The organism is Paenibacillus sp. FSL R5-0928 (genome assembly GCF_037970385.1).
GTDB lineage: Bacteria > Bacillota > Bacilli > Paenibacillales > Paenibacillaceae > Paenibacillus_AQ > Paenibacillus_AQ odorifer.
Genome location: NZ_CP150225.1, coordinates 2,546,947 through 2,567,009, shown reverse-complemented (window position 1 = coordinate 2,567,009; position 20,063 = coordinate 2,546,947). Strand labels below are relative to the sequence as shown.

The following is a 20,063-nucleotide window of genomic DNA, read 5'->3' as shown; positions in this document are numbered from 1 at the left end:
AAGACCCGGCGTCTGCCGGGTCTTTTAACGGAAACTTATTGAACTATTTAACCTATTCCTTGAAAAACCATAAAGAATGAGGCACATAATTATGATACAGACCACCTCTTTAAAACAAAAGGCAGGACAATTTTTTCATATTTTATTCCCAATCCTTGTTACACAAATTGCTTTATCCGCGATCACCTTCTTTGATACTAATATGTCCGGTAAATTCGGAACCGTCGATCTGGCAGGAGTTGCGATAGGAACTAGTCTTTGGATTCCAATCCAAACCGGTCTCAGCGGTATTCTTATGGGGATCACACCTATTGTTTCACAGCTCATCGGGAGCAAAAAGGATAAGGATGTTGCCTTTCAAGTCACACAAGGTATTTGGCTGTCACTGATTGTTTCGATCATCGTCTTGCTAATTGGCAGCTTTGCCTTGTCACCTATTCTTAATTTTATGAACTTGGAGTCTGGTGTAAGAGATGTTGCTTTCCGCTTTCTCAGTGCTATTTCGTTCGGAATTATCCCCCTGTTTGGATATACGGTACTTCGTAGCTGTATAGACGCTTTAGGGCAAACACGCGTATCAATGTGTATTACACTAATAGCTTTGCCTGTAAATGTAGGTTTGAACTATTTGCTCATCTTCGGGAACTTCGGATTCCCTCGTCTCGGGGGCGTTGGTGCTGGGGTCGCTTCAGCTATTACCTATTGGGTTATATTTGCCGTTGCTCTACTGTTCATATATCGTTCTCAGGCCTTTGTAAATCTCAGATTATTCCGTAAGTTCTATTTTATATCGTTAAACAGCATTAAAGATTTGCTCAAAATCGGAGTACCCATCGGTTTCTCGATTTTTTTCGAAACAGCTGTCTTTTCCGCTGTAACCTTGTTAATGAGCCGATTTGATACCGTAACAATTGCCGCGCATCAGGCAGCAATCAATTTTGCAACAACACTTTATATGATTCCGCTCAGTATTTGCATCAGCCTTACCATCCTCGTCGGCTTCGAGACGGGGTCTGGCAGACAAAAAGATGCACGCCAATATGCAATAATGGGTATCGGACTGGCGGCAATCCTTTCGCTGGCCACAGCTTTATTACTCTTGTTTGCCGGAAATCATGTAGCTGGTCTATATTCAGATGAACCCGATGTCATCTCGTTAATTCAGCATTTCCTGATCTATGCAATCTTTTTTCAAATCTCAGATGCGATTGCTACACCTACTCAAGGTGCGCTTCGCGGATATAAGGATGTTAACCCAGCCTTTATCATTTGTTTTATTGCCTATTGGGTAATTGGCTTACCTACAGGTTATGTACTTGCAACTTACACAGATCTAGGAGCATTCGGCTACTGGATTGGTCTTATCACCGGTCTTGCCATCGGTGCGACCCTGCTATTGTCTCGGCTTATCAAAGTTCAACGGCGTTATGCCGCACAATACACACAGGAACAACCACAGAGTTAACGATCCATATTACACAAAAAAGGAACAGTGCGAATCTCGCAGCTGTTCCTTTTTATATATAGGGTCGCTAATTATTGGGAAAGACGGGAAGCCAGCTCATACAGCTCCAGGTCAAAGCCCTTTTTCGTATTTACAACGAGATCAATATCCGTAAGGGTTAATTCACCTTTGATGATACCACAAGCCTTGTCGGATTCACCTTCGATTAGCTTACGTACGGCAAAATCGCCAAGACGGCTAGCCAAATTCCGGTCTCCAGGAGTTGGTGTTCCACCACGTTGGATATGTCCGAGTACAGTAACACGTGCATCCAGAGAAGCATGACGGTCTTTCAGAGCTTGAGCCACATCTTCACCTTTGCCAACGCCTTCGGCAACAATTACGATACTGTGACGTTTACCTCTGATAAAATTATCGCGCATCCGGTCAGCAACTTCATTCAAATCATACGGCATTTCCGGCACAAGAATTGTTTCTGCTCCGGAAGCCAGTCCAGCATGCAGCGCGATATCGCCACAGTGGCGTCCCATAACCTCTACAATCGAAGAACGTTCATGGGAGGACATAGTGTCACGCAACTTGTTAATAGCGTCTACAACAACGCCAACCGCTGTATCAAACCCGATAGTGTAGTCTGTGAAGGAGATATCGTTATCAATCGTACCTGGCAAAGCCATAGTCTTGATACCGAGTTTACTTAATTTGTTAGCTCCTTTATAGGAACCATCTCCACCGATAACTACTAGACCATCGATACCCAGTTCATTAAGGATATCCGCGCCTTTTTGCTGTCCTTCCGGTTTCGTGAACTCCAGACATCTTGCAGACTGCAGAACAGTACCGCCACGTTGAATAATATCTCCTACACTGCGAAGATCCATTGGGAAGATATCGCGATTCAGCAGACCTTGATAACCACGTTGCACCCCAAATACCTCAATACCGAAATAAAGTGCGCTTCTTACAACCGCACGAACAGCGGCGTTCATTCCCTGTGAATCTCCACCACTAGTCAATACTGCGATTTTTTGAATTTTAGACATTCTGTTGTTCCTCCTTAAAATTGTGCGAAGCCTGATACTTCTTATAAAAATAACTTCGCGACATGGTTACAAAAAGCGTTTGCGTATCCAACGGCTGTTAGCGAAGAAGAACAGTCTTGTAAGCGGACTGCCTTTCATCAGGCTTTTAGATACAGAGCGAACTTCCCGCTGTTCGCTAACTTTCGGATCAGATAAATAAAGTGCCAGCAATCCCTCAATCACCATACGATGCATCGAAGACTCTGGAAGATTACGAACATCCTTACGGGCCCACTCAACCATTGCAGCGATCCGACTCAGCATGGTATCCGTGTCATCATAATAATTGCAGAAATTAAGATCACCGCCTGCTCGGTCCTCTTCCTGATCAATCAGATAATCCAGCATAATGTGCAGACCACATACATGCGGAAAATACGCGGCTCGAATCGAAGCCGCAGAAGCTTGGTTCAGCTTCGGATCACATGCGGATAGAAATAACATAAATACACCTAGCGTTGATCCCGTTGCAGCCGAAAATTCATTCCATTGCAGATGTGGTGCTCGACTGCCCTGTTCCTCCCACCACTCCTTCAGGGCTGTTTCCCTGAGTTCCGGGCGGATGTGCTTATACACTTGTAAATCTGTATAGAGCACAGCCAGTTCTCGAATCTCCGCTGCAGCAGCGGAATAACCTGGCAACAAAGAAATCATCTCTTGGCATTTGCGAACCAGCCTGTACAAATATCCGCCGTCATTCTGTTCACTTCGAAGCGCATAATAATTACCTGGCTCAGCATTTGGATCAATAGCATCCAGCATAGATTGATGCAGCAGCCTGAAATCTGCAGGATCAAGCGAAGTACTGCGATCACATAAGTTGTCCAGATAATCACTGATAGTTTGATAAGCAACAATTAGCGGAATCAGTATATGTTTCATCGATAAATTGCCGGCGGCATAAATACCACCGCCTATGCAATGAAACTCTTTAGTTTCAATGCTGGCAAGTGCTTGCTTCCGGAGCTCGGGATCGGGAATCCCGTTCGCATCTTGGCGCCAGAAATGGAGACATTCTCTCACTTCCGGCAGCACGTACTTATAGACCCTGTTCATAAGTCCCAGTGGACCACGCGGGCTAAGGTAACGGCCTTGCTCTAATTCACTCAATGACAGTGCCTCCACATTGTTGTCTCCTTATCCAAATCACCACTTATTATAATATGATCAGGCGTATTTGTACAAACAACAAAATCACTTTCGTAAAATCATGAAAGATTCAGAAATACAGCAGTTTTTAAAAACATCTCCCCATTGCTTTATGCTATACTAGGCATATTTCAATTTCGGAGGAGTGCAATCCATGTTTTCAAAACGGACCGGCAGCCTTTACAGCGATCAAAACTGGCTGCGTTCCTTTCTCTTTACCATATATGGTACCAGCGTCCTTGTAGTATCCTACTTTCCTTTATTCTACACACATTTAGGGTTTAGCAGTTCTCAGATAGGCTACTTGTATTCCCTCGGCCCCCTTATCTCCATCCTATCCAATCTATTCTGGAGTATGATAAGCGATAAGTTAGGCACCATTCGAAAGATCATGTTCATATTACTTGCGGGTCAATTAGTAACTGGTCTTCTATTAGCCAGAGCGACGGAATTTTCATCTGTCATGCTTATTTTGTCCTTCTTCTACTTCTTCTATTACCCAGTTTTTCCGCTTGCCGATACAATGGCTATCAAAGTTGCCGAAAGACACGGACGGAACTTCATTACCATTCGCGTTTTTGGCTCCTTAGGCTATTCTTTCTTTGCTCTAACCGTTGGCTATGCATTAAGAGCATTGGGCTCTACTTGGAGCTTGACCCTATGTATCATCATCATTATTGCTGCACTTTTAATTACCCTAGGACTTAAGGATGTTAAAAGACCTGCTGTTATAGAAACAACGAATCAAGATAAGGACACAGCTGAAGCTGATAATAGCAAAAATGGACTTAAAGATATATTGTTGCAAAAAGAGGTGCTGTGGTTCTTCGGGTGTGTGTTTGTACTCGCGTTAGGCCATAGAATGAACGAAGCCTTTCTGACGATCAGTCTAAAACAACTAGGCGCTGGTGAGGAAATCATTGGCTGGGCACTGCTCGCGTCAGCTCTTAGTGAGATCCCTGTATTATTTATCCTCAGCAGATACGGCGACAAATTCAAAGAATTGCCCTTGCTGGCCTTGGGGAGTCTGATGTATGCTCTGCGTTTTCTTTTGATGTCCCTAGCGGATCATCCAGGCTCAATGATTGCCATTCAAGCCATGCACAGTATATCATTTGGTGTTTTTTATGTAACATCTGTCCGTTATATCACCCGGATTATTCCGGATCGCCTTCGGGCAACAGGTCTTGCCATTTTCACCGTCGTTTGGTCAAGTGCGTCTGGGCTGCTTAGCGGTACCTTTGGCGGCATTATTTATCAAGAGGCGGGGCGTTATATTTTTTATATAGTGGCTACGGGTTTCAGCTTACTCGCTTTTGCAGGGTTTCTGGGACAGCATTTATTGAAATCCAACCTGGATCCGATCAATTATTTCAGAAAAAAGAACAAAAAAGCCTCCCTATAATTAGGGTTGGTATTATTTCATAATACAAAAAGGTCGTTGCACTCCCCTTCACTGGAGTGTAACGACCTTTTTCATTTTGGATAACTTCTATAGTGGGCGTAAAAAAACACAGTTCCCGAAAGAACTGTGTTCTGTAAGTTGGTAACCACTCTTGCAAGGGCTTGCCAAGTAAATTATATATTTGTAGCAGACAGCTTAACTGTCCTGCTGTTTCTTATAATTTTACTACGTTTTCAGCTTGCGGTCCACGACTACCATCAGTGATGTCGAATTCTACTTCTTGACCTTCGTCCAAAGTCTTGAATCCTTCACCTTGAATTGCTGAGAAGTGTACGAATACATCTTCGCCGCCTTCTACTTGAAGAAAACCATAACCTTTTTCTGCGTTAAACCATTTTACTGTACCTTTCAATTGAACAACCTCCTAAAAATAACCGCCATATATGGCGTATAACTATAGTATACTGCAATCTTCTGTTCAAATCAATCAAACCCAACCCTTAATATATGATTTAATTTGCTTTTCCCTTCTCCAGTGCGTTATCATTGAGCCAAAAGCCAAAAATCGCCAGGGTGGTAATGATAATGATCAAAAAACATGAAATATACAAAACAGACAAATGGAATATGATGACGGTAGAAGTTCAAGGCCGCTACATTGTACTCCGCGAAATTTCCGATCAATGGGGAGAAGAAACACATACCTTCCTGAGTCGTCCAGCGATGATGCAATGGGTGAATAACCGCTTCAACAAAGAATCTTATAAAGACAATGAAGAAGAGTACAAAAACATCATTGCAGCTTTCAAACAGGTATAACAGGAAATGAATAACGAAAATCTCACGATTTATGTTGTCCTAGTCCTCTGTCTAGGCGCAGTATTAATTATGACCAAGGATCGTGTCCCGCCGAAATTAAAGCGGGGCATGGCCATGGCTGCGGTCGTAATGATTCTGTTTGCTTTCATCTTTGTTATTTATAGCTTGTTGGCATAACTACCATATAAAGAAGACTAAATATTAATAATCAGGACTTAGCAGGACATAATAAGCTGACTCTACTTTTCAAAGAGGAGGACGTCATGCCTATTACACTCAAGTCCATCCCTCTTCTACTTGTGCTCAGCTTGCTACCGGGTGAAATATCATCCACAGTATTGCCGAGGGAGATTATGCCTACTACATCTCATCATTCTAGGAGGGTTTCTATGGAACAATTATTGAAGAGAAGTGAAGTACCTGCTGAGAATCGTTGGAAGCTTGAAGATATATTTGCCTCTCAGAAGGATTGGGATGCAGAATATGCTGAAGCTAAATCACTGATCAAAAAAGCTGCTGATTTCCAAGGTAAACTTGATTCCGCAGAAGCTGTGAAACAATGTTTTGAGCTGGATGACAAGCTGTCCGTCTCCACTGAGCGACTCTTTGTCTATGCTCATATGCGTCAGGATGAAGACACTGCTAATCCTGAATATCAAGCTTTGTCCTCCAAAGCGAAGAAGCTTGGGATCGAAGCAGGCGAAGCCTTTTCTTTTGTAACCCCAGAAATCTTGGCACTGCCTATTGAGAAGCTGGATCAATTTATTGCTGATCCTGAACTGTCCGCTTACACCTTCACTTTAAAAGAGATGAAACGTGAGAAAGCGCATGTATTGTCCAAGGCTGAGGAAGCTCTGCTTGCCCAAGTTGGAAACCTAGCACAAGCGCCTCAGAACATTTTTAGTATGCTGAACAACGCAGATCTGAAATTCCCTAAGATTAAAGATGAAGATGGCAAAGAGGTCGAGCTGACTCACGGCAACTATATCAAGTTCTTGGAAAGCTCCGATCGCGAGGTTCGCCGAAATGCTTTTAAAGCAGTCTATGACACCTATCGTAAGCAAAAAAACACCATCGCAGCAACGCTTAGCGCCAATGTGAACAAAAACGTCTTTTTCTCACACGTCCGCAAGTATCCATCTGTAATGGAAATGTCTCTTTACGGTGATAACATTCCAAAAGAGGTATACACCAACCTGATTGATACGATTCATGAGAGTCTTCCTTTAATGCACCGTTACATGAAGTTGCGTCAAAAGCTGCTTGGTGTGGATGAGTTACATATGTATGACCTATTTGCACCACTAGTAGATGAATATAAGCTGGATATCACGTACGAAGAAGCGAAGAAAATTACCAAAGAAGGCCTCAAACCGCTGGGTGAAGATTATCTGAATGTGCTGCAAAAAGGCTACGACAATGGCTGGATTGATGTCTATGAGAACGAGAATAAACGCTCTGGAGCTTACAGCTGGGGCCCTTATGGCACACACCCATACGTCCTGCTGAACCATAACGATAATCTGAACAGTATGTTTACTCTGGCACATGAGATGGGTCATGCTCTACACTCTTATTTTTCAGACAACGCTCTGAACTATCGGGATGCACAGTATACCATTTTCCTTGCAGAGGTTGCCTCGACTACCAATGAAGCTTTGCTTATGGATTATCTACTCAAAAAGTCTACAGATCCTAAGGAAAAAATGTATCTGCTCACCTACTATGCCGATCAGTTCCGGACAACGATTTTCCGGCAAACGATGTTCGCAGAATTCGAAAAGATCATTCATCAGCGTGTTGAAGAGGGCGATTCGCTTACCCCACAAGATCTTTCGAGTATCTACTACGACCTGAATGTCAAATACTACGGCAAAGAAATGGTTGTAGATCAGGATATCGAGATGGAATGGGCACGAATTCCGCATTTCTATAACAGCTTCTATGTTTACAAATATGCAACAGGCTTCTCGGCAGCGACTAGCTTTGCCAAACAAATCCTTGAAGAAGGTAAACCGGCGGTAGATCGTTACCTCGGCTTCCTGAAGAGCGGTTGCAGTGATTACTCCATCAATATTTTGTCAAAAGCAGGCGTTGACATGTCGTCTCCTGAGCCGATTCGCGAAGCGATGAGTGTGTTCGAAAGTGTTATCGCGCAAATGGAACAGTTGACCAAATAAGGCAGAGAGCTTAGTATTACATTAATCCCTTGCCCTATCTGGGCAGGGGATTTTATATTGTTATATCCCCCTGAGGAGGAAGAATTCAATGAGAATTCAATGGTCACTAATTGCGGGTCTAATCTTCGCGCTGCTAACCGCCATATTCGCAGTCATCAACGTTGATCCCGTTCAAGTCAATTTCGGTTTTGATGTGGTTAATATACCACTTATACTCGTTATTCTTGGCTGCGCGTTAATTGGCGGAATCATCGTGGGCTCTTACGGCATTTTTCGTCAATACAAACTACAAAAGCAAATTAAAAGCTTAAATGCTGAGCTTACCAAGCTTCGTGATGCCGACACTTCACTGGATTCTTTTAACACAGACAATGATGGCTTAACAGGAGGGCTTAACTAATGATTACCATTCAACCTAATGAAGACTACATACTTTCCATCCTAAAAAAATTACTCGATACCCCCAGCCCAAGCGGTTTCACTGCACAGGTAATGACACTAGTTGCTGAAGAAGCAGCTGCGCTGAACATACCTTTAAGCTGGAATGAAAAAGGCGGCGTAATTCTTAACGTCCCGGGCCTAGATCCCTCTCGTACTATTGGCATCAGCGCTCACGTGGATACACTTGGTGCCATGGTCCGCTCGATTAAAGCTAACGGTACACTGCGACTGACCTCAGTAGGCGGCTTCGCCATGCACAGCATTGAGAATGAATATTGCACGATCCATACCCGCAGCGGCAAAACTTATACAGGAACCATCTTAACCAGCCATCCATCTGTTCACGTATATCCAGACGCTCGTGACTTCAAACGATCAGAGGAGAACATGGAAGTACGTATTGATGAGCTGGTATCTTCTAAAGAAGACGTACTCAAGCTTGGCATTTCCGTCGGAGATTTCATTTCTTTCGATGCACGTGCAGTGATTACGCCTAGCGGCTACATTAAATCCCGTCATTTAGACGACAAGGCAAGCGTGGCTGCCCTTCTTGGATTACTGGAAAGTATTAAACGTGAAGGCTGGAAACCTCTCTACAACCTTTCTTTCCTCATCTCTAACTACGAGGAAGTGGGACATGGTACAGCTTGGATTCCTGGTGAAATCAATGAAATGATTGCCGTCGATATGGGCGCCATGGGTGATGATCTCAGCTGTAAAGAAACCGATGTATCCATCTGTGCAAAAGACTCTTCCGGCCCTTACGATTATGTTATGACAGGCCGTTTGATTGAACTGGCAGAGGCACTCGCAATTCCTTATGCCGTTGATATTTATCCTATGTACGGCTCCGATGCTTCCGCAGCGCTCAGAGGCGGAAACAATATCCGTGCAGCATTGATTGGCCCAGGTGTACATGCCTCCCACTCCATGGAACGTACGCATAAGCAAGCTGTAGTGAACACTGCTAAGCTTCTCGCTGCTTATGTGGGGACAAACTGAGGTTAGCTCTGGCAAGTCGAAACAGCTCTGGGGACGCAGACAGGGACTTATCGTCTCACTTCTGGTGTTATTGATAGCGGGGTTAGCGCTATCGTTGTTTCTGGTATTTAGAAATCACAAGGAAGATCCCTTTAAAGGTCTTCCTCACGCCTATAGCTTTTTGGAAACAGTGAGTGCAGATAATGTGCAGCTCTATATGATGTCACTTTCACCTGAAGATATTAAGCTCAGGGCCGCGGGTGTCCCTTTACGGCAAGTTAATGCATATGGGATTAACGGTGGTTTTTTCTATCAAGATGCGCTTTTATCCATGGCTATCATGAATGATACTCCAGTCAACGGGGCCCAGAAGGGTTATGGGTCTGGCTGGTTCAATGCTAAATACGCACGTGGAACTCTTGTCTGGGATGGTGCCACCCGTAGCTTCTCCGTACAGGTTGTCTCTTCTGGAGAAGAATTGAAGATTACTGATCGCCAGCATTATTTTGCGCAAGGTGGCATTAGTATGAATCTGGGACACGAAGACTTATGGGAAGCGGCAGTAGCTGAAGAGCATCTTCCTTACGATGATGAGAAACGCCTGCGTTCAGGCATGGTGTATGACAACACAGGAAAGCTCTGGCTGATTGTTACCCCAACGCTCTCAACAGCGGCAGATTTCCGCTCAGCGATCCTCCAGACAGTTCCTGCCAAGGGTCTGGAGGGTATCTTCTTGGACGGAGATGGCTCTTCCCAGATGAATGCGAAGGAAATCATTGTACCCGGCGATTCTCGGTCTGTAGTGCAAATGATTGCTGTGGACGGAACGAAATAAAAGAGTAGAAAAATAAAAGAGTAGAATTCTCCAATTAATGGAGGACCCTACTCTTTTTTTGTTTATTGGTGGTTCGCTTGTTCTTCAACAGACACTGCCGGAATTTTTTGGGGTCAACCCCTTCGGTGAGTGCTTATGGACCCAGATGATGTTATTCGCCAATTTTCAGCCTATGGGGCACTGTTTCGGACCCCATTGACGTTATTAGCTTGAAAAGCTACGTATTAGGAGCTTTTTGTGCTAATAGTGACTGCGGAGTCCGTAAACATTCCAAATGTGCAATAATGCTGCGTTTAAGGTCAGTGGTGTCCGGATAGTACTTCGTAAGTATTAATGCGATATAAAAGCTAGCATCAATCCCAGACTTGCTCCAGCTTATCTGAATAATAAGAAATGGCCTTACTGTAACTTCTTATCCCTTCATCCGCAGAGGTTTCTGCCAACAGCTTAAGCAGCAGCTCCATCGCTTGACTATGCTCTCCAAGATTGTGCAAGGTCATGGCTAGGAACGCCGGAAATTCCTTATTCTCTGGGTACTCCTGAACAGCCTGCATCAGAAGACCTTTTGACTTCTCGTATTCTCCGAGTGTCCGGTAGGTGCTGCCCAGTCCCAATAGAGCGCCAACTCTCTGCTCAGAGGGTAATCCTAACGCCAAGCTTTTCTCATAAAAGGGTACTGCCGCCCGCTCCAAACCCAGCACATCATGCGTCCAGGCCAATTGATATAGAAGTTCAGCGTCCCCAGCATTCTGCTCATATAGCTCAAACAGCATCATTTTGGCTTCTTCCGCTTTACCAGCGTTGCGTAGGGCTACGGCAGCTTTAAGTTTATCTTCCACACAGAGCCCTCCCCTATTTTCATTAAAAGCCATCCAACTGGTTTAAGCCTTACCAGCGATTTTCTCCGCAAGCTCGTTCAGATAGGTCCAGCGTTCCATAAGACGCTCCAGCTCTGCTTCGGCTAGGCGTTGCTCCTCTACTAGCTCCTGCAGCCTTCCAGAGTCAGCAAAAGCCGCCTCCATCTGTACACTAATATCCGTCAAACGTTGCTCTGCAAGCTCAATTTGCTCATCAATGCCCTCATATTCACGCTGTTCCTTGAAGCTGAATTTGAGTTTTGTTTTGGGAGCCGTTGTAGGTGCAGGGTTGCTGCCAGTGTCCGCGGCCTCTTTTCGCTTTGAGCTTCCATCTTCTTTGTTCGATTCTCCAATGCGTGGCGGTACATTTTTGGCCAGCCATTCTTCATATTCCGTATAATCGCCCACATGAATCCGGATATCGCCATTTTCAAAAGCAATCAGCTTATCTATCGTACGGTCCAAGAAATAACGGTCATGGGATACGGTAAAGACGACACCCGGAAATTCATCCAGATAATCTTCCAATACAGCCAATGTGCCGATATCCAAATCGTTCGTAGGTTCATCCAAAAGCAATACGTTAGGTGCTCCCATCAATACACGAAGCAGATACAAGCGTCTTTTTTCGCCACCGGACAGCTTCGAGATCGGTGTCCACTGCATCGCAGGAGGGAACAAGAAGCGTTCCAGCATTTGACCAGCCGTAATCACACTGCCGTCTGCTGTCCGTATCACTTCTGCTTCTTCCTTCACGTATTCAATGGCACGCATACTGTCATCCATATCCTGATGCTCTTGTGTAAAGTAACCAAGCTTAACCGTAGCGCCAAGCTGAACTTCACCTTTATCGGGTTGCAGCTGACCTGCAATCATATTTAAGAGTGTTGATTTGCCGCTGCCGTTCGGGCCGACGATGCCCACTCTATCCTGGGGTACAGCGATATAGCTGAGATCTTTGATTAGCTGACGACCATCCAACGCTTTCGACAGGTCATTAATTTCAATGATCTTGCGACCTAAACGTGTAGAAGCCACAGAAATATCCAATGAACCGTTCGAGCTGCTTCCTGTACTCTCTTTCAGCTTTTCGAAGCGGTCGATTCTTGCCTTCTGTTTTGTTGAACGGGCTTTGGCACCGCGACGAATCCAAGCCAGCTCTGTACGCAGCAGGTTCTTACGCTTCTGTTCGGCAGAGGCTTCTCGTTCTTCGCGATCGGCTTTAAGCTCTAGAAACCGTGAATAGTTAGCTTCATAACGATAAAGCTGGCCACCATCTAGTTCTAGCATGACACTAGCCACACGCTCCAGGAAGTAACGATCATGCGTCACCATCAAAAGAGCGCCGCGCCGTTTCTGCAAATATTGCTCTAGCCAAGCCACGGAATCCGTATCAATATGGTTGGTAGGCTCATCAAGAATCAGCAGTTCAGAGGGGGTAATCAGTGCAGCTGCCAGAGCTACACGTTTACGTTGTCCACCAGAAAGTGTGTCCATTAGCGCATCAAACTTTAAGATGCCTAGCTTGGTAAGCACACTTTTGGCTTCACTCTCCAAATGCCATGTTCCCGCAGCGTCGATCGCCTGCCCAATCTTTACTAGTTTTCCTTCCAGTTCAGCATTACCAGGCTGCTGTTCAAGTAGAGACATAGTCTCCATATACTCACGCATGGTAGCAAGGTCTGGATCATCCCCGGCGAACACTTGCTGCAAAACTGTATTCATAGGATCATAAGGAGGATTCTGCGCCAAATATTGTACTCTTACATTATTCCCGATGGCAATTTGCCCACCATCCGGAGTATCCAGACCGGCAATAATCCGTAAAAAGGTTGATTTACCCGTTCCATTCACACCGATCAAGCCAATTTTATCCCGATCGTCCATACCAAATGAAGCGTCGCTAAAGAGTACTTTCTCGCCATAACTCTTGGAAAGATGTTCCACGGTCATAATATTCATGCTATTTCCTCGCTTGCCTTATATTTTCATAAAACCGGCCGCATCTAACCAATGCTATTTATCCGGTCTATCATCCTATCCAAAATTCAGGTGATCATAGCCCCTCTAATAAAAAGACCAGCAGCGAAATCAGCGCGTTTATACGCGTCCTCCTCCGTAAAAGACGGATCAAATAAGATATCCATCTTCAAACGATCCAACATCCCTATGTAGGACTGTGCCATAAGCTCAGGCTCGGATGCTCCACCTTCTAATAATACCTTGACCACATCTTGCATGTATTGCTCCATAAATTGTGTCATATACGCCACTAATTCAGGATTATTGTTAGGGGCACGGAAAAAGAGCTTCGTATGCCGCTTGCGTTCATAATAATAATTCAGGTGATGTTTAGCAATGATCGACAGTTTACCGGCCAAAGTATCACTAGCCTTCAGCCTTTCCTGTAATTGCAGGAGAAATCCCTCACAATCGCGGCGCGTCACTGCCATGAATAATTCTTCCTTGCTCTTGAAGTATAAATAAACGGTGCCCTTTGCTATTCCGGCTTGCTCCGCCACTTCCGACATCTTCGTTTCGTAAAATCCACCTGAACCGAAGAGCTCGTATGCGGCATCCAGAATAGCAGTATGTTTTTGATTGGATGCGCTACTCATCGGTCCCTCCCTAAACTGTGCCGTTCAAAGCTTAAATTCAAATGCTAAATGATCATGCTCAGCAGTAAGGCAGCTGCACCGCCGAGGATAGAGCTGATGGCATTGACTGCATCATTGCTCATCCACTTCCAGCCTCTTGCGTGTATAGCTGGAGCCCCACAATGCTGTGAGCCTTCCACTTCGCGGCCGCATACCGTACAGCGGTTCATCTGCTGCACGGTTGCACCAAGGATAGAGTCGGCAAAGGCGCCGACTAGTCCTCCGGCAAGTCCTGCTAGGGTAAGCAGCACGAAAGAGTGATCCGGCATGCCGGATATCATTCGCAGCAGCCAAGCTGACGCACCGATGAGTGCGCCTCCTGCCGCCGCCGCCAGCGTACCCAAGCTGGATACGCCTCCCGAAGCTCCGGCAGGAAGAACTTTACCCGTAAGGACAGAACGAGGCGGTTTCTTGCTCAGTGTTCCGATCTCCGTAGCCCATGTATCCGAGGTTACTGTAGCCATTACACCAATAAATAGAAACCCCCACAGCTCATGCGGGAAGATCGCATTCAGGAGAACCAGAACCATGCCAAGTCCACCGTTAGCAAAGACCTGCCCGGCATCGCGGCGGCCCGTCTTAGCATATGTCAGCTCTAATTCTGCTTTATTATCATGATGAAGTTTGGACAGCAGGCTTGAAGTGATGAAGAAGATCAGCAATATCCCAAACCAAAAAGCATTTCCGGCACCAAAATAAATAGTGCCCATCACTACCGCGGCAATCATGCCAGAGAGACTTAAAGACTGCTTCCAATATGCCGCTCCCGCAACAATCAAAGCGCCTAAAGCGCCAATAACCCACTGCATAGATTCATCTCCAACAGATCTATTAACCGATCAGGCAAGTCCCCATCAGCTTGTCGCCCCAGTACAGCTCGAAAGCGTCTCCAGCTACAGTAGGACCCACGCCTGCCGGAGTACCTGTAAATATCACATCGTCTTTCCCTAACCCGTAGCGCTCGGCGATAAAATCAACAATTTTTTGAAGTGAAAAAATCATGTTTTTAACATTGCCGCGTTGTACTTCCACCCCATTTTTCACCACTGTAAAATCAGTTCCCTCCAGCTCTTCCTTATCTGGAAACGCTATGTAAGGGGTGAGTGGTGCGGCATTTTTAAAGCCTTTAGCTGGCGTCCATGGCAAACCTTTCTTCTGCAGATCATTATGCACATCACGCAGCGTGAAATCCAGTCCCAGTGCCATTACATCTACCAGATCCTCCACGCTCATGCCTGGTGTATAATCACGTGCAATACGCAGTACAAGTTCCCCTTCATAATGAATCTGACCCGCATCCTTTGGCAGCTTAATTACTGCTTTATCGAGGGAAACAGCCGCATGTGAGGGCTTCATGAAAATGAGCGGCTCCACTGGCACATTGTTACCCAATTCCTCCGCGTGTAGCTTGTAGTTGCGTCCAACACAATAAAGATTATTAACAGCAGCGCACATAAACAGTCAGCTCTCTTTCCCATCGATTTGGATTATTTATACCTTCAGAAAGGTGTCGCCCCATATATCCGGGCGGTTTGTACAGATCATTATATCAGAATGCATGTCGGCTAAGCGACGCATCTCTTTCGCTTTGTTCACAGTCCAAGCCATAATTTCCACCCCTCGCTCGGACAAAAGCTTGGCCAGTCTAGGATTCAGACGCGAGAAGCTAATCGAAAGTAAAGAGCAATCCAGTTCATGCAGCCTGCGTGCAGGATTGCCAAATCTGGAATCAAAGATCAATCCGGTGCGAAAACGGGAATCAATTTCCTTGACTTTTTTTAATGCTCCAGTATCAAAAGAGGTCAAGATCACGTCGTCCCGCATACCTTTTGCAGAAATAAGATCCGTCACCGTCTTCTCAATGCCAGGATACATATCTCCCACTGTTTTCAGTTCAATATTCAGACGCAATCTTCCGGAGGCTAGTGACAGCACCTCTTCCAAAGAAGGCACCCGCTCGCCCTGAAAAGAACGCCCTTTCCAGCTCCCCGCATCCAGACGCCGGATATATTCCCAGTCCATGTTCTTCACCTTGCCATGACCATTGGTCGTCCGGTCCAACGTATAATCATGAATGACAACAGGAACGCCGTCTTTGGAGAGCTGGACATCAATTTCCATCCAGTGCACATAGGGCATGGCAATCGCCATCCGAATGGCTGCCAATGTATTCTCTGGAGCTTTACCGGAAAACCCTCGATGGGCTACACACAAATTGTTCATCATAAGGACCTCCCAGGAACCCTATTTGGTAACTTGAGTGACTTTACCGTCGCTACCGATCTTTACCCGTCCTGCGGATAGAGCTTCTACTCTTTTTAACAAAAGTTGTCCATCCACTGCGTTCATCGGCACAGGCTGTGCTAGCTCGGCTTTCATAGGCTTCAGCTTTAAGGAGCATTGACCTTTTACACTACATTCCGCCTGAAAAACCGCAGTTTCCCAAGTGGCAGGCACTGTAGATCTCGTAAAAATAAAATTCCCGGTGCTGTAGGCAATCCATTTGCCCTTGTATGGCTCCACGCCTTGTAGCACGTGTGGATGGCCGCCAATGACAAGATCGGCTCCTGCATCGATAAAGCTATGGCCCAGCGACTGTTGCGTTTTATCATATTGTTCTACCCGTTCTTTACCCCAATGGACAACTACGACCACCAAATCGGCTTTCTTTTTGGCTGCAGCAATAGCCTTCAGTCCTTCTGCACTATCGTATACGGAGGCAAGTCCCGGCTTATTTTTTCCTGCCATCCAATCCGACGCAGGAATCACCCGGGTGAATCCCAGCAAAGCGATCTTAATGCCCTTACGTTCAAAATATTGCGCCGAATATGCTTCTTTACTGTTAAGCCCCGCACCCACATAAGGAATTCCTCTTTCAGCAAGGTGGTTAAGGGTATCCCGCAAGCCTTGCTCTCCTTGATCAAGCGTGTGATTATTCGCCATATTTACTGCGTCCACACCAGCTGACTTAAGCGCATCCAGAGCGAGTGGTGATCCTTTGAATACAAATTGCTTATTAGTGGCACTTACGCCACCTGTGGTCACTGGAGTTTCCAGATTCAAGATCGTAAGATCATCTTTCTTGAACAGACCCTCCAATGCGGCATACGAATAATCATAACCTTTCTTCTCCAGCAGTTCTCCAGCTTTCCCGGAAAATATAACATCTCCACCAAAATTCAAAGTCACCGTCTTACCAGACGCGTCATCATCTGACGGCAGACCAGACACTGGATCATTATTTGCTGCTTCCGAGCTGTCCTCATCCTTCGCAGGGGTCGCTGTCGCTTCAGGAGCTTGTGTTTCAATGATCTCTTCGGGCTCCTCCTGCGGTGTAGGCGTTGGCTCTGGAGTTGCCGTAGGAGAAGGGCTTGGCGTCTCCGTAGCTTCAGGCGTTGCAACTGCAACCACCGGAGATGCTGTCTGAGGCTGATCACTACTCTCCGGTATAGGCGTAGCTGTCGCTTCTGCAACCGGAGGCGGTGAGGCGCTTTTCTTGTCAGGGTCATTCGTAAAGCTATAAGTCAATAACACGGTAATCATCAGAAGAAGACCTGCATTGATCCAAGCCCAGGCCGTTCTGCGCTTGCGTTTGCTCTTATGTTTGTTCTTTTGTCTAGAACGCGATCGCGGCGGATACATGGTTTCTGTGATCTCCTCTACTCTCAAATTGTTTTTATTATAGCATATCTATCACAGCACCCTACAAATAAGAGAGTCGATAGAAATAGAAAATTTTACTAACTAAAGAAAAACAGTGAAGCGCCTCATGCTTCGCTTCACTGTTTTATTTAGTCATCGTACTCACATTTCATTCATTAGCTGTTTAGCAACGCTTTCCGCAATAAGCTTGGACTGCTTGATGCAATCCGGCATTGCTATGCCATTAAATCCGGCGCCAATGACATACACACCAGGAAGCGAAGCTGCTAATTCTTTGCGGAATTCGGTAATATTATCAAGATGTCCTATAGGATACTGCGGCATGGAATGCTCTAAGCGGGTGATTTCCGTAAATATTGGATTCGCAGTAATGCCCATGATCTCTCGCAAATCTTTAAGTACAAGCTCCGTCAAAGCCTCATCAGGCAGCTGAACATTCTGTTCATCATCAGAACGACCCACATAACAGCGTAAAAGCACCTTATCATCAGGAGCCGTATGCGGCCATTTCGTAGATGTCCATGTGCAGGCAGTAATATTTCGCCCTTCTTTACGAGGCACAAAAAAACCCGATCCATCATATTCGTTAACAATATCCTTTTTGTTAAAAGCCATGACTAGATTCGCTACTGAAACATAATCCACCGCTTCCAGCGCTGTAACATCCATATGGGGACGAAGTAAGTCAGCAGCCGAAAAATTAGGCGCAGTGATATATACATCATCCGCAAGCAACCGTTCGCCATTCTCCAGCTCTACCTCATAGATAGAAGGACTCCCAGCAGCCTGAATAGAAACTACGTTAGACTCCGTCCGTTGTTCTACATCATGCAGCTCATAAATCAGACTATGCACGAGACTTTGCAGCCCTTTGCGGAACGTGAGGAAGGTACTCTGTGTAGTACCTTCCTGTGCCTTTTTATTCTTTCGCCCTGTGCGCATTCCACGAATAAGGCTCCCATACTGCTGCTCTAATTCTCCAAATTGCGGAAATGTAGCTTGCAGGCTAATCTTTTGTATATCTCCGCCGTACATGCCAGAAAGGAGCGGCTCAGTTAAATTCTCCAGCACTTCAGATCCTAGACGTCGCGCAATAAGCTCACCAAGCGATTCGTCCTCATCATTACGCCGCGGAGGAAGAATAAAATCCATCATCGCACGTATTTTGCCCCCAAACGAAACTAACCCACTTGATAAAAAAGGTTTCAGTTCGGTAGGGATACCGAGTACAAGACCGGTTGGCAGAGGATTAAGCTTGTCCCGCTGCAAGATATATCGCTTCTTAGCAAGAGGGTTGGAGGATACCAGCTCGTGATCCAATTCCAATTCCTTAGCCAGCTCGCACATCTCCGCCCTTTCCGCTAGAAATGAATCTGGTCCCTTTTCAATCACAAAACCATCGCGATGTAAGGTTTCAATCTTTCCACCGAGGTTTTTCTCTTTCTCAAGCAAGACTATATCAGGCTTAATACCCGCTTCTTTATAAAATTTACGAATATAAAAGGCGGCGCTGAGTCCACTCAGCCCTCCGCCTATGATAACAATTTTTCTTGTGGGGCCAATCATGATTGAGCGGCCTTCATCTGCTCCAGTCGTTTACGAATTACATCGCTCAATACAGACATATATGCGGGATCACTATTCAGTGAGTCGATCCGCATAAGACGCATATCAAGCTCCGAAGCTACGGCTGTTGCCTCTATATCGAGATCGTACAGTACCTCTAAATGATCGGATACGAATCCGATAGGGGCCACCAATACGTATTCCACCTGTTCTTTACTAAGCTGTTGCAGCGTGTCCAGAATATCCGGACCGAGCCACGGTTCAGCTGTGCGACCAGCACTTTGCCAAGTAAACTGCCAGTTGGTTACGCCTGCCTGAGCTGCAATTGCTTGCGAAGTTTCCAGCAGTTGATCCCGATATGGATCACCCATAGCCAGAATACGTTCTGGAAGACTATGAGCGCTGAATAATACGCGAATCTCATCACGGGTCGCGCCTGCTTCAATATATTGATCCAGCTTCGCTGACACTCTTTGGCTTAACACATCGATCAATTCAGGATGCATATGGTAACTCTCTACAAAACCCATGTCAATCTTGCATGCATCAGCCTTTTCCTGAGCACGCTTGATGTAGCTCCCCACACTCATACTGGAATAGTGTGGCGCCAAAACAATACCCACTGCTTGAGTAATGCCATCCTTCGCCATAGCCTCAACGCCGTCCTCAATAAAGGGACTGGCATGCTTCAAGCCTTGATAGCAGACAAATTCAACATCTGCTCCCGCTTTATCCGCATTTAATGCTGCTTGTAAAGCTTCTACTTGCCGGTCTGTATTCTCCCGCAGTGGGAATACCCCCCCGACGATTGCTTCATAACGGTCGGTTAACTCTTTAAGCTGCTCCGCTGATGGCGGATTCCCCCGTCTAATATGCGTGTAATAAGCCTTAACATCTTCTAGGCTCTTAGGAGTGCCATACGACATGACGAGAACACCTATTTTTACTGTCACGGATTCCGTC

General features: G+C 45.7%; 20 protein-coding genes. 8 read left to right on the top strand and 12 right to left on the bottom strand.

The window, feature by feature from the left end:
* Positions 1 to 91: 91 nt before the first annotated feature.
* On the top strand, positions 92 to 1,465 hold the full coding sequence (locus MKZ16_RS11365; protein WP_036689279.1) for an MATE family efflux transporter: 1,374 nt from the start codon (positions 92 to 94) through the stop codon (positions 1,463 to 1,465).
* Positions 1,466 to 1,536: 71 nt separating this feature from the next.
* On the opposite strand, the gene pfkA is transcribed toward MKZ16_RS11365, so the two are convergent.
* Positions 1,537 to 2,508: a 6-phosphofructokinase gene (pfkA, locus tag MKZ16_RS11360; protein WP_036689277.1), complete on the bottom strand. Its 972-nt coding sequence runs from the start codon at positions 2,506 to 2,508 to the stop codon at positions 1,537 to 1,539.
* Between the two features lie 66 nt (positions 2,509 to 2,574).
* Positions 2,575 to 3,657 carry a tetraprenyl-beta-curcumene synthase family protein gene (locus tag MKZ16_RS11355; RefSeq protein ID WP_036689648.1) on the bottom strand — a complete coding sequence of 361 codons (1,083 nt, stop codon included), beginning with the start codon at positions 3,655 to 3,657 and terminating at the stop codon, positions 2,575 to 2,577.
* A 193-nt stretch (positions 3,658 to 3,850) separates the two neighbouring features.
* On the opposite strand from MKZ16_RS11355, the gene MKZ16_RS11350 reads away from it, so the two are divergent.
* A complete protein-coding gene (locus tag MKZ16_RS11350; RefSeq protein WP_076107451.1) occupies positions 3,851 to 5,101 on the top strand; it encodes an MFS transporter in 1,251 nt (416 codons plus the stop codon).
* A 214-nt stretch (positions 5,102 to 5,315) separates the two neighbouring features.
* Here the strand turns inward: MKZ16_RS11350 and MKZ16_RS11345 are convergent, their stop codons facing one another.
* Positions 5,316 to 5,513: a cold shock domain-containing protein gene (locus tag MKZ16_RS11345; protein WP_036689272.1), complete on the bottom strand. Its 198-nt coding sequence runs from the start codon at positions 5,511 to 5,513 to the stop codon at positions 5,316 to 5,318.
* 173 nt (positions 5,514 to 5,686) lie between these two features.
* Between MKZ16_RS11345 and MKZ16_RS11340 the strand changes: the two genes are divergently transcribed.
* The 6 genes from MKZ16_RS11340 (at position 5,687) to MKZ16_RS11315 (ending at position 10,357) form a co-directional block, all read left to right on the top strand.
* Positions 5,687 to 5,920: a hypothetical protein gene (locus MKZ16_RS11340; RefSeq protein WP_036689271.1), complete on the top strand. Its 234-nt coding sequence runs from the start codon at positions 5,687 to 5,689 to the stop codon at positions 5,918 to 5,920.
* Between the two features lie 6 nt (positions 5,921 to 5,926).
* The gene (locus tag MKZ16_RS11335) at positions 5,927 to 6,097 is read left to right on the top strand and encodes a hypothetical protein (RefSeq protein ID WP_036689267.1); all 171 of its coding nucleotides are present in this window, start codon (positions 5,927 to 5,929) and stop codon (positions 6,095 to 6,097) included.
* A gap of 212 nt (positions 6,098 to 6,309) precedes the next feature.
* Positions 6,310 to 8,100, top strand: a complete 1,791-nt coding sequence (gene pepF / locus MKZ16_RS11330) for an oligoendopeptidase F (RefSeq protein ID WP_076107453.1) — start codon at positions 6,310 to 6,312, stop codon at positions 8,098 to 8,100.
* 88 nt (positions 8,101 to 8,188) lie between these two features.
* The gene (locus MKZ16_RS11325; protein WP_042186819.1) at positions 8,189 to 8,500 is read left to right on the top strand and encodes a lipopolysaccharide assembly protein LapA domain-containing protein; all 312 of its coding nucleotides are present in this window, start codon (positions 8,189 to 8,191) and stop codon (positions 8,498 to 8,500) included.
* A gap of 2 nt (positions 8,501 to 8,502) precedes the next feature.
* Positions 8,503 to 9,543, top strand: coding sequence for a M42 family metallopeptidase (locus tag MKZ16_RS11320; protein WP_076107549.1), 1,041 nt, complete (start codon positions 8,503 to 8,505; stop codon positions 9,541 to 9,543).
* The gene (locus tag MKZ16_RS11315) at positions 9,527 to 10,357 is read left to right on the top strand and encodes a hypothetical protein (RefSeq protein ID WP_076107454.1); all 831 of its coding nucleotides are present in this window, start codon (positions 9,527 to 9,529) and stop codon (positions 10,355 to 10,357) included. The genes MKZ16_RS11320 and MKZ16_RS11315 overlap by 17 nt, the downstream gene beginning before the upstream one ends.
* Before the next feature lie 353 nt (positions 10,358 to 10,710).
* Here MKZ16_RS11315 and MKZ16_RS11310 read toward each other — a convergent pair whose 3' ends face one another.
* The 9 genes from MKZ16_RS11310 to hemH all read right to left on the bottom strand — a co-directional run bounded on the left by MKZ16_RS11310 (position 10,711) and on the right by hemH (position 20,053).
* On the bottom strand, positions 10,711 to 11,196 hold the full coding sequence (locus MKZ16_RS11310) for a tetratricopeptide repeat protein (RefSeq protein ID WP_249267663.1): 486 nt from the start codon (positions 11,194 to 11,196) through the stop codon (positions 10,711 to 10,713).
* A 42-nt stretch (positions 11,197 to 11,238) separates the two neighbouring features.
* Complete coding sequence (locus MKZ16_RS11305) at positions 11,239 to 13,176, bottom strand: ABC-F family ATP-binding cassette domain-containing protein (RefSeq protein WP_076107456.1); 1,938 nt, start codon at positions 13,174 to 13,176, stop codon at positions 11,239 to 11,241.
* Between the two features lie 86 nt (positions 13,177 to 13,262).
* Positions 13,263 to 13,832: a TetR/AcrR family transcriptional regulator gene (locus tag MKZ16_RS11300; RefSeq protein ID WP_076098408.1), complete on the bottom strand. Its 570-nt coding sequence runs from the start codon at positions 13,830 to 13,832 to the stop codon at positions 13,263 to 13,265.
* A 44-nt stretch (positions 13,833 to 13,876) separates the two neighbouring features.
* Positions 13,877 to 14,680, bottom strand: a complete 804-nt coding sequence (locus MKZ16_RS11295) for a DUF92 domain-containing protein (protein WP_076107458.1) — start codon at positions 14,678 to 14,680, stop codon at positions 13,877 to 13,879.
* A gap of 22 nt (positions 14,681 to 14,702) precedes the next feature.
* A complete protein-coding gene (locus MKZ16_RS11290; protein WP_036689251.1) occupies positions 14,703 to 15,326 on the bottom strand; it encodes a fumarylacetoacetate hydrolase family protein in 624 nt (207 codons plus the stop codon).
* A gap of 36 nt (positions 15,327 to 15,362) precedes the next feature.
* Entirely contained in the window at positions 15,363 to 16,097 is a 735-nt protein-coding gene (locus tag MKZ16_RS11285; protein WP_244886457.1) for a glycerophosphodiester phosphodiesterase family protein, read from the bottom strand.
* Between the two features lie 18 nt (positions 16,098 to 16,115).
* Positions 16,116 to 17,540 (bottom strand): CapA family protein, encoded by a 1,425-nt coding sequence (locus tag MKZ16_RS11280; RefSeq protein WP_339279674.1) that lies wholly within the window; start codon positions 17,538 to 17,540, stop codon positions 16,116 to 16,118.
* Between the two features lie 135 nt (positions 17,541 to 17,675).
* Positions 17,676 to 19,100, bottom strand: a complete 1,425-nt coding sequence (hemG, locus tag MKZ16_RS11275) for a protoporphyrinogen oxidase (RefSeq protein ID WP_076107459.1) — start codon at positions 19,098 to 19,100, stop codon at positions 17,676 to 17,678.
* Positions 19,097 to 20,053 (bottom strand): ferrochelatase, encoded by a 957-nt coding sequence (gene hemH / locus MKZ16_RS11270; protein ID WP_076296412.1) that lies wholly within the window; start codon positions 20,051 to 20,053, stop codon positions 19,097 to 19,099. Before hemH ends, hemG begins: the two co-directional genes overlap by 4 nt.
* Positions 20,054 to 20,063 lie beyond the last annotated feature (10 nt).

Bases quoted from the DNA above. Each gene is read 5' to 3' on its own strand.
- MKZ16_RS11365 (WP_036689279.1), top strand. From the start codon at position 92: ATGATACAGACCACCTCTTTAAAACAAAAGGCAGGACAATTTTTTCAT.
- pfkA (WP_036689277.1), bottom strand. From the start codon at position 2,508: ATGTCTAAAATTCAAAAAATCGCAGTATTGACTAGTGGTGGAGATTCA.
- MKZ16_RS11350 (WP_076107451.1), top strand. From the start codon at position 3,851: ATGTTTTCAAAACGGACCGGCAGCCTTTACAGCGATCAAAACTGGCTG.
- MKZ16_RS11340 (WP_036689271.1), top strand. From the start codon at position 5,687: ATGATCAAAAAACATGAAATATACAAAACAGACAAATGGAATATGATG.
- MKZ16_RS11335 (WP_036689267.1), top strand. From the start codon at position 5,927: ATGAATAACGAAAATCTCACGATTTATGTTGTCCTAGTCCTCTGTCTA.
- pepF (WP_076107453.1), top strand. From the start codon at position 6,310: ATGGAACAATTATTGAAGAGAAGTGAAGTACCTGCTGAGAATCGTTGG.
- MKZ16_RS11325 (WP_042186819.1), top strand. From the start codon at position 8,189: ATGAGAATTCAATGGTCACTAATTGCGGGTCTAATCTTCGCGCTGCTA.
- MKZ16_RS11315 (WP_076107454.1), top strand. From the start codon at position 9,527: ATGTGGGGACAAACTGAGGTTAGCTCTGGCAAGTCGAAACAGCTCTGG.
- MKZ16_RS11305 (WP_076107456.1), bottom strand. From the start codon at position 13,176: ATGAATATTATGACCGTGGAACATCTTTCCAAGAGTTATGGCGAGAAA.
- MKZ16_RS11300 (WP_076098408.1), bottom strand. From the start codon at position 13,832: ATGAGTAGCGCATCCAATCAAAAACATACTGCTATTCTGGATGCCGCA.
- MKZ16_RS11295 (WP_076107458.1), bottom strand. From the start codon at position 14,680: ATGCAGTGGGTTATTGGCGCTTTAGGCGCTTTGATTGTTGCGGGAGCG.
- MKZ16_RS11290 (WP_036689251.1), bottom strand. From the start codon at position 15,326: ATGTGCGCTGCTGTTAATAATCTTTATTGTGTTGGACGCAACTACAAG.
- MKZ16_RS11285 (WP_244886457.1), bottom strand. From the start codon at position 16,097: ATGATGAACAATTTGTGTGTAGCCCATCGAGGGTTTTCCGGTAAAGCT.
- hemG (WP_076107459.1), bottom strand. From the start codon at position 19,100: ATGATTGGCCCCACAAGAAAAATTGTTATCATAGGCGGAGGGCTGAGT.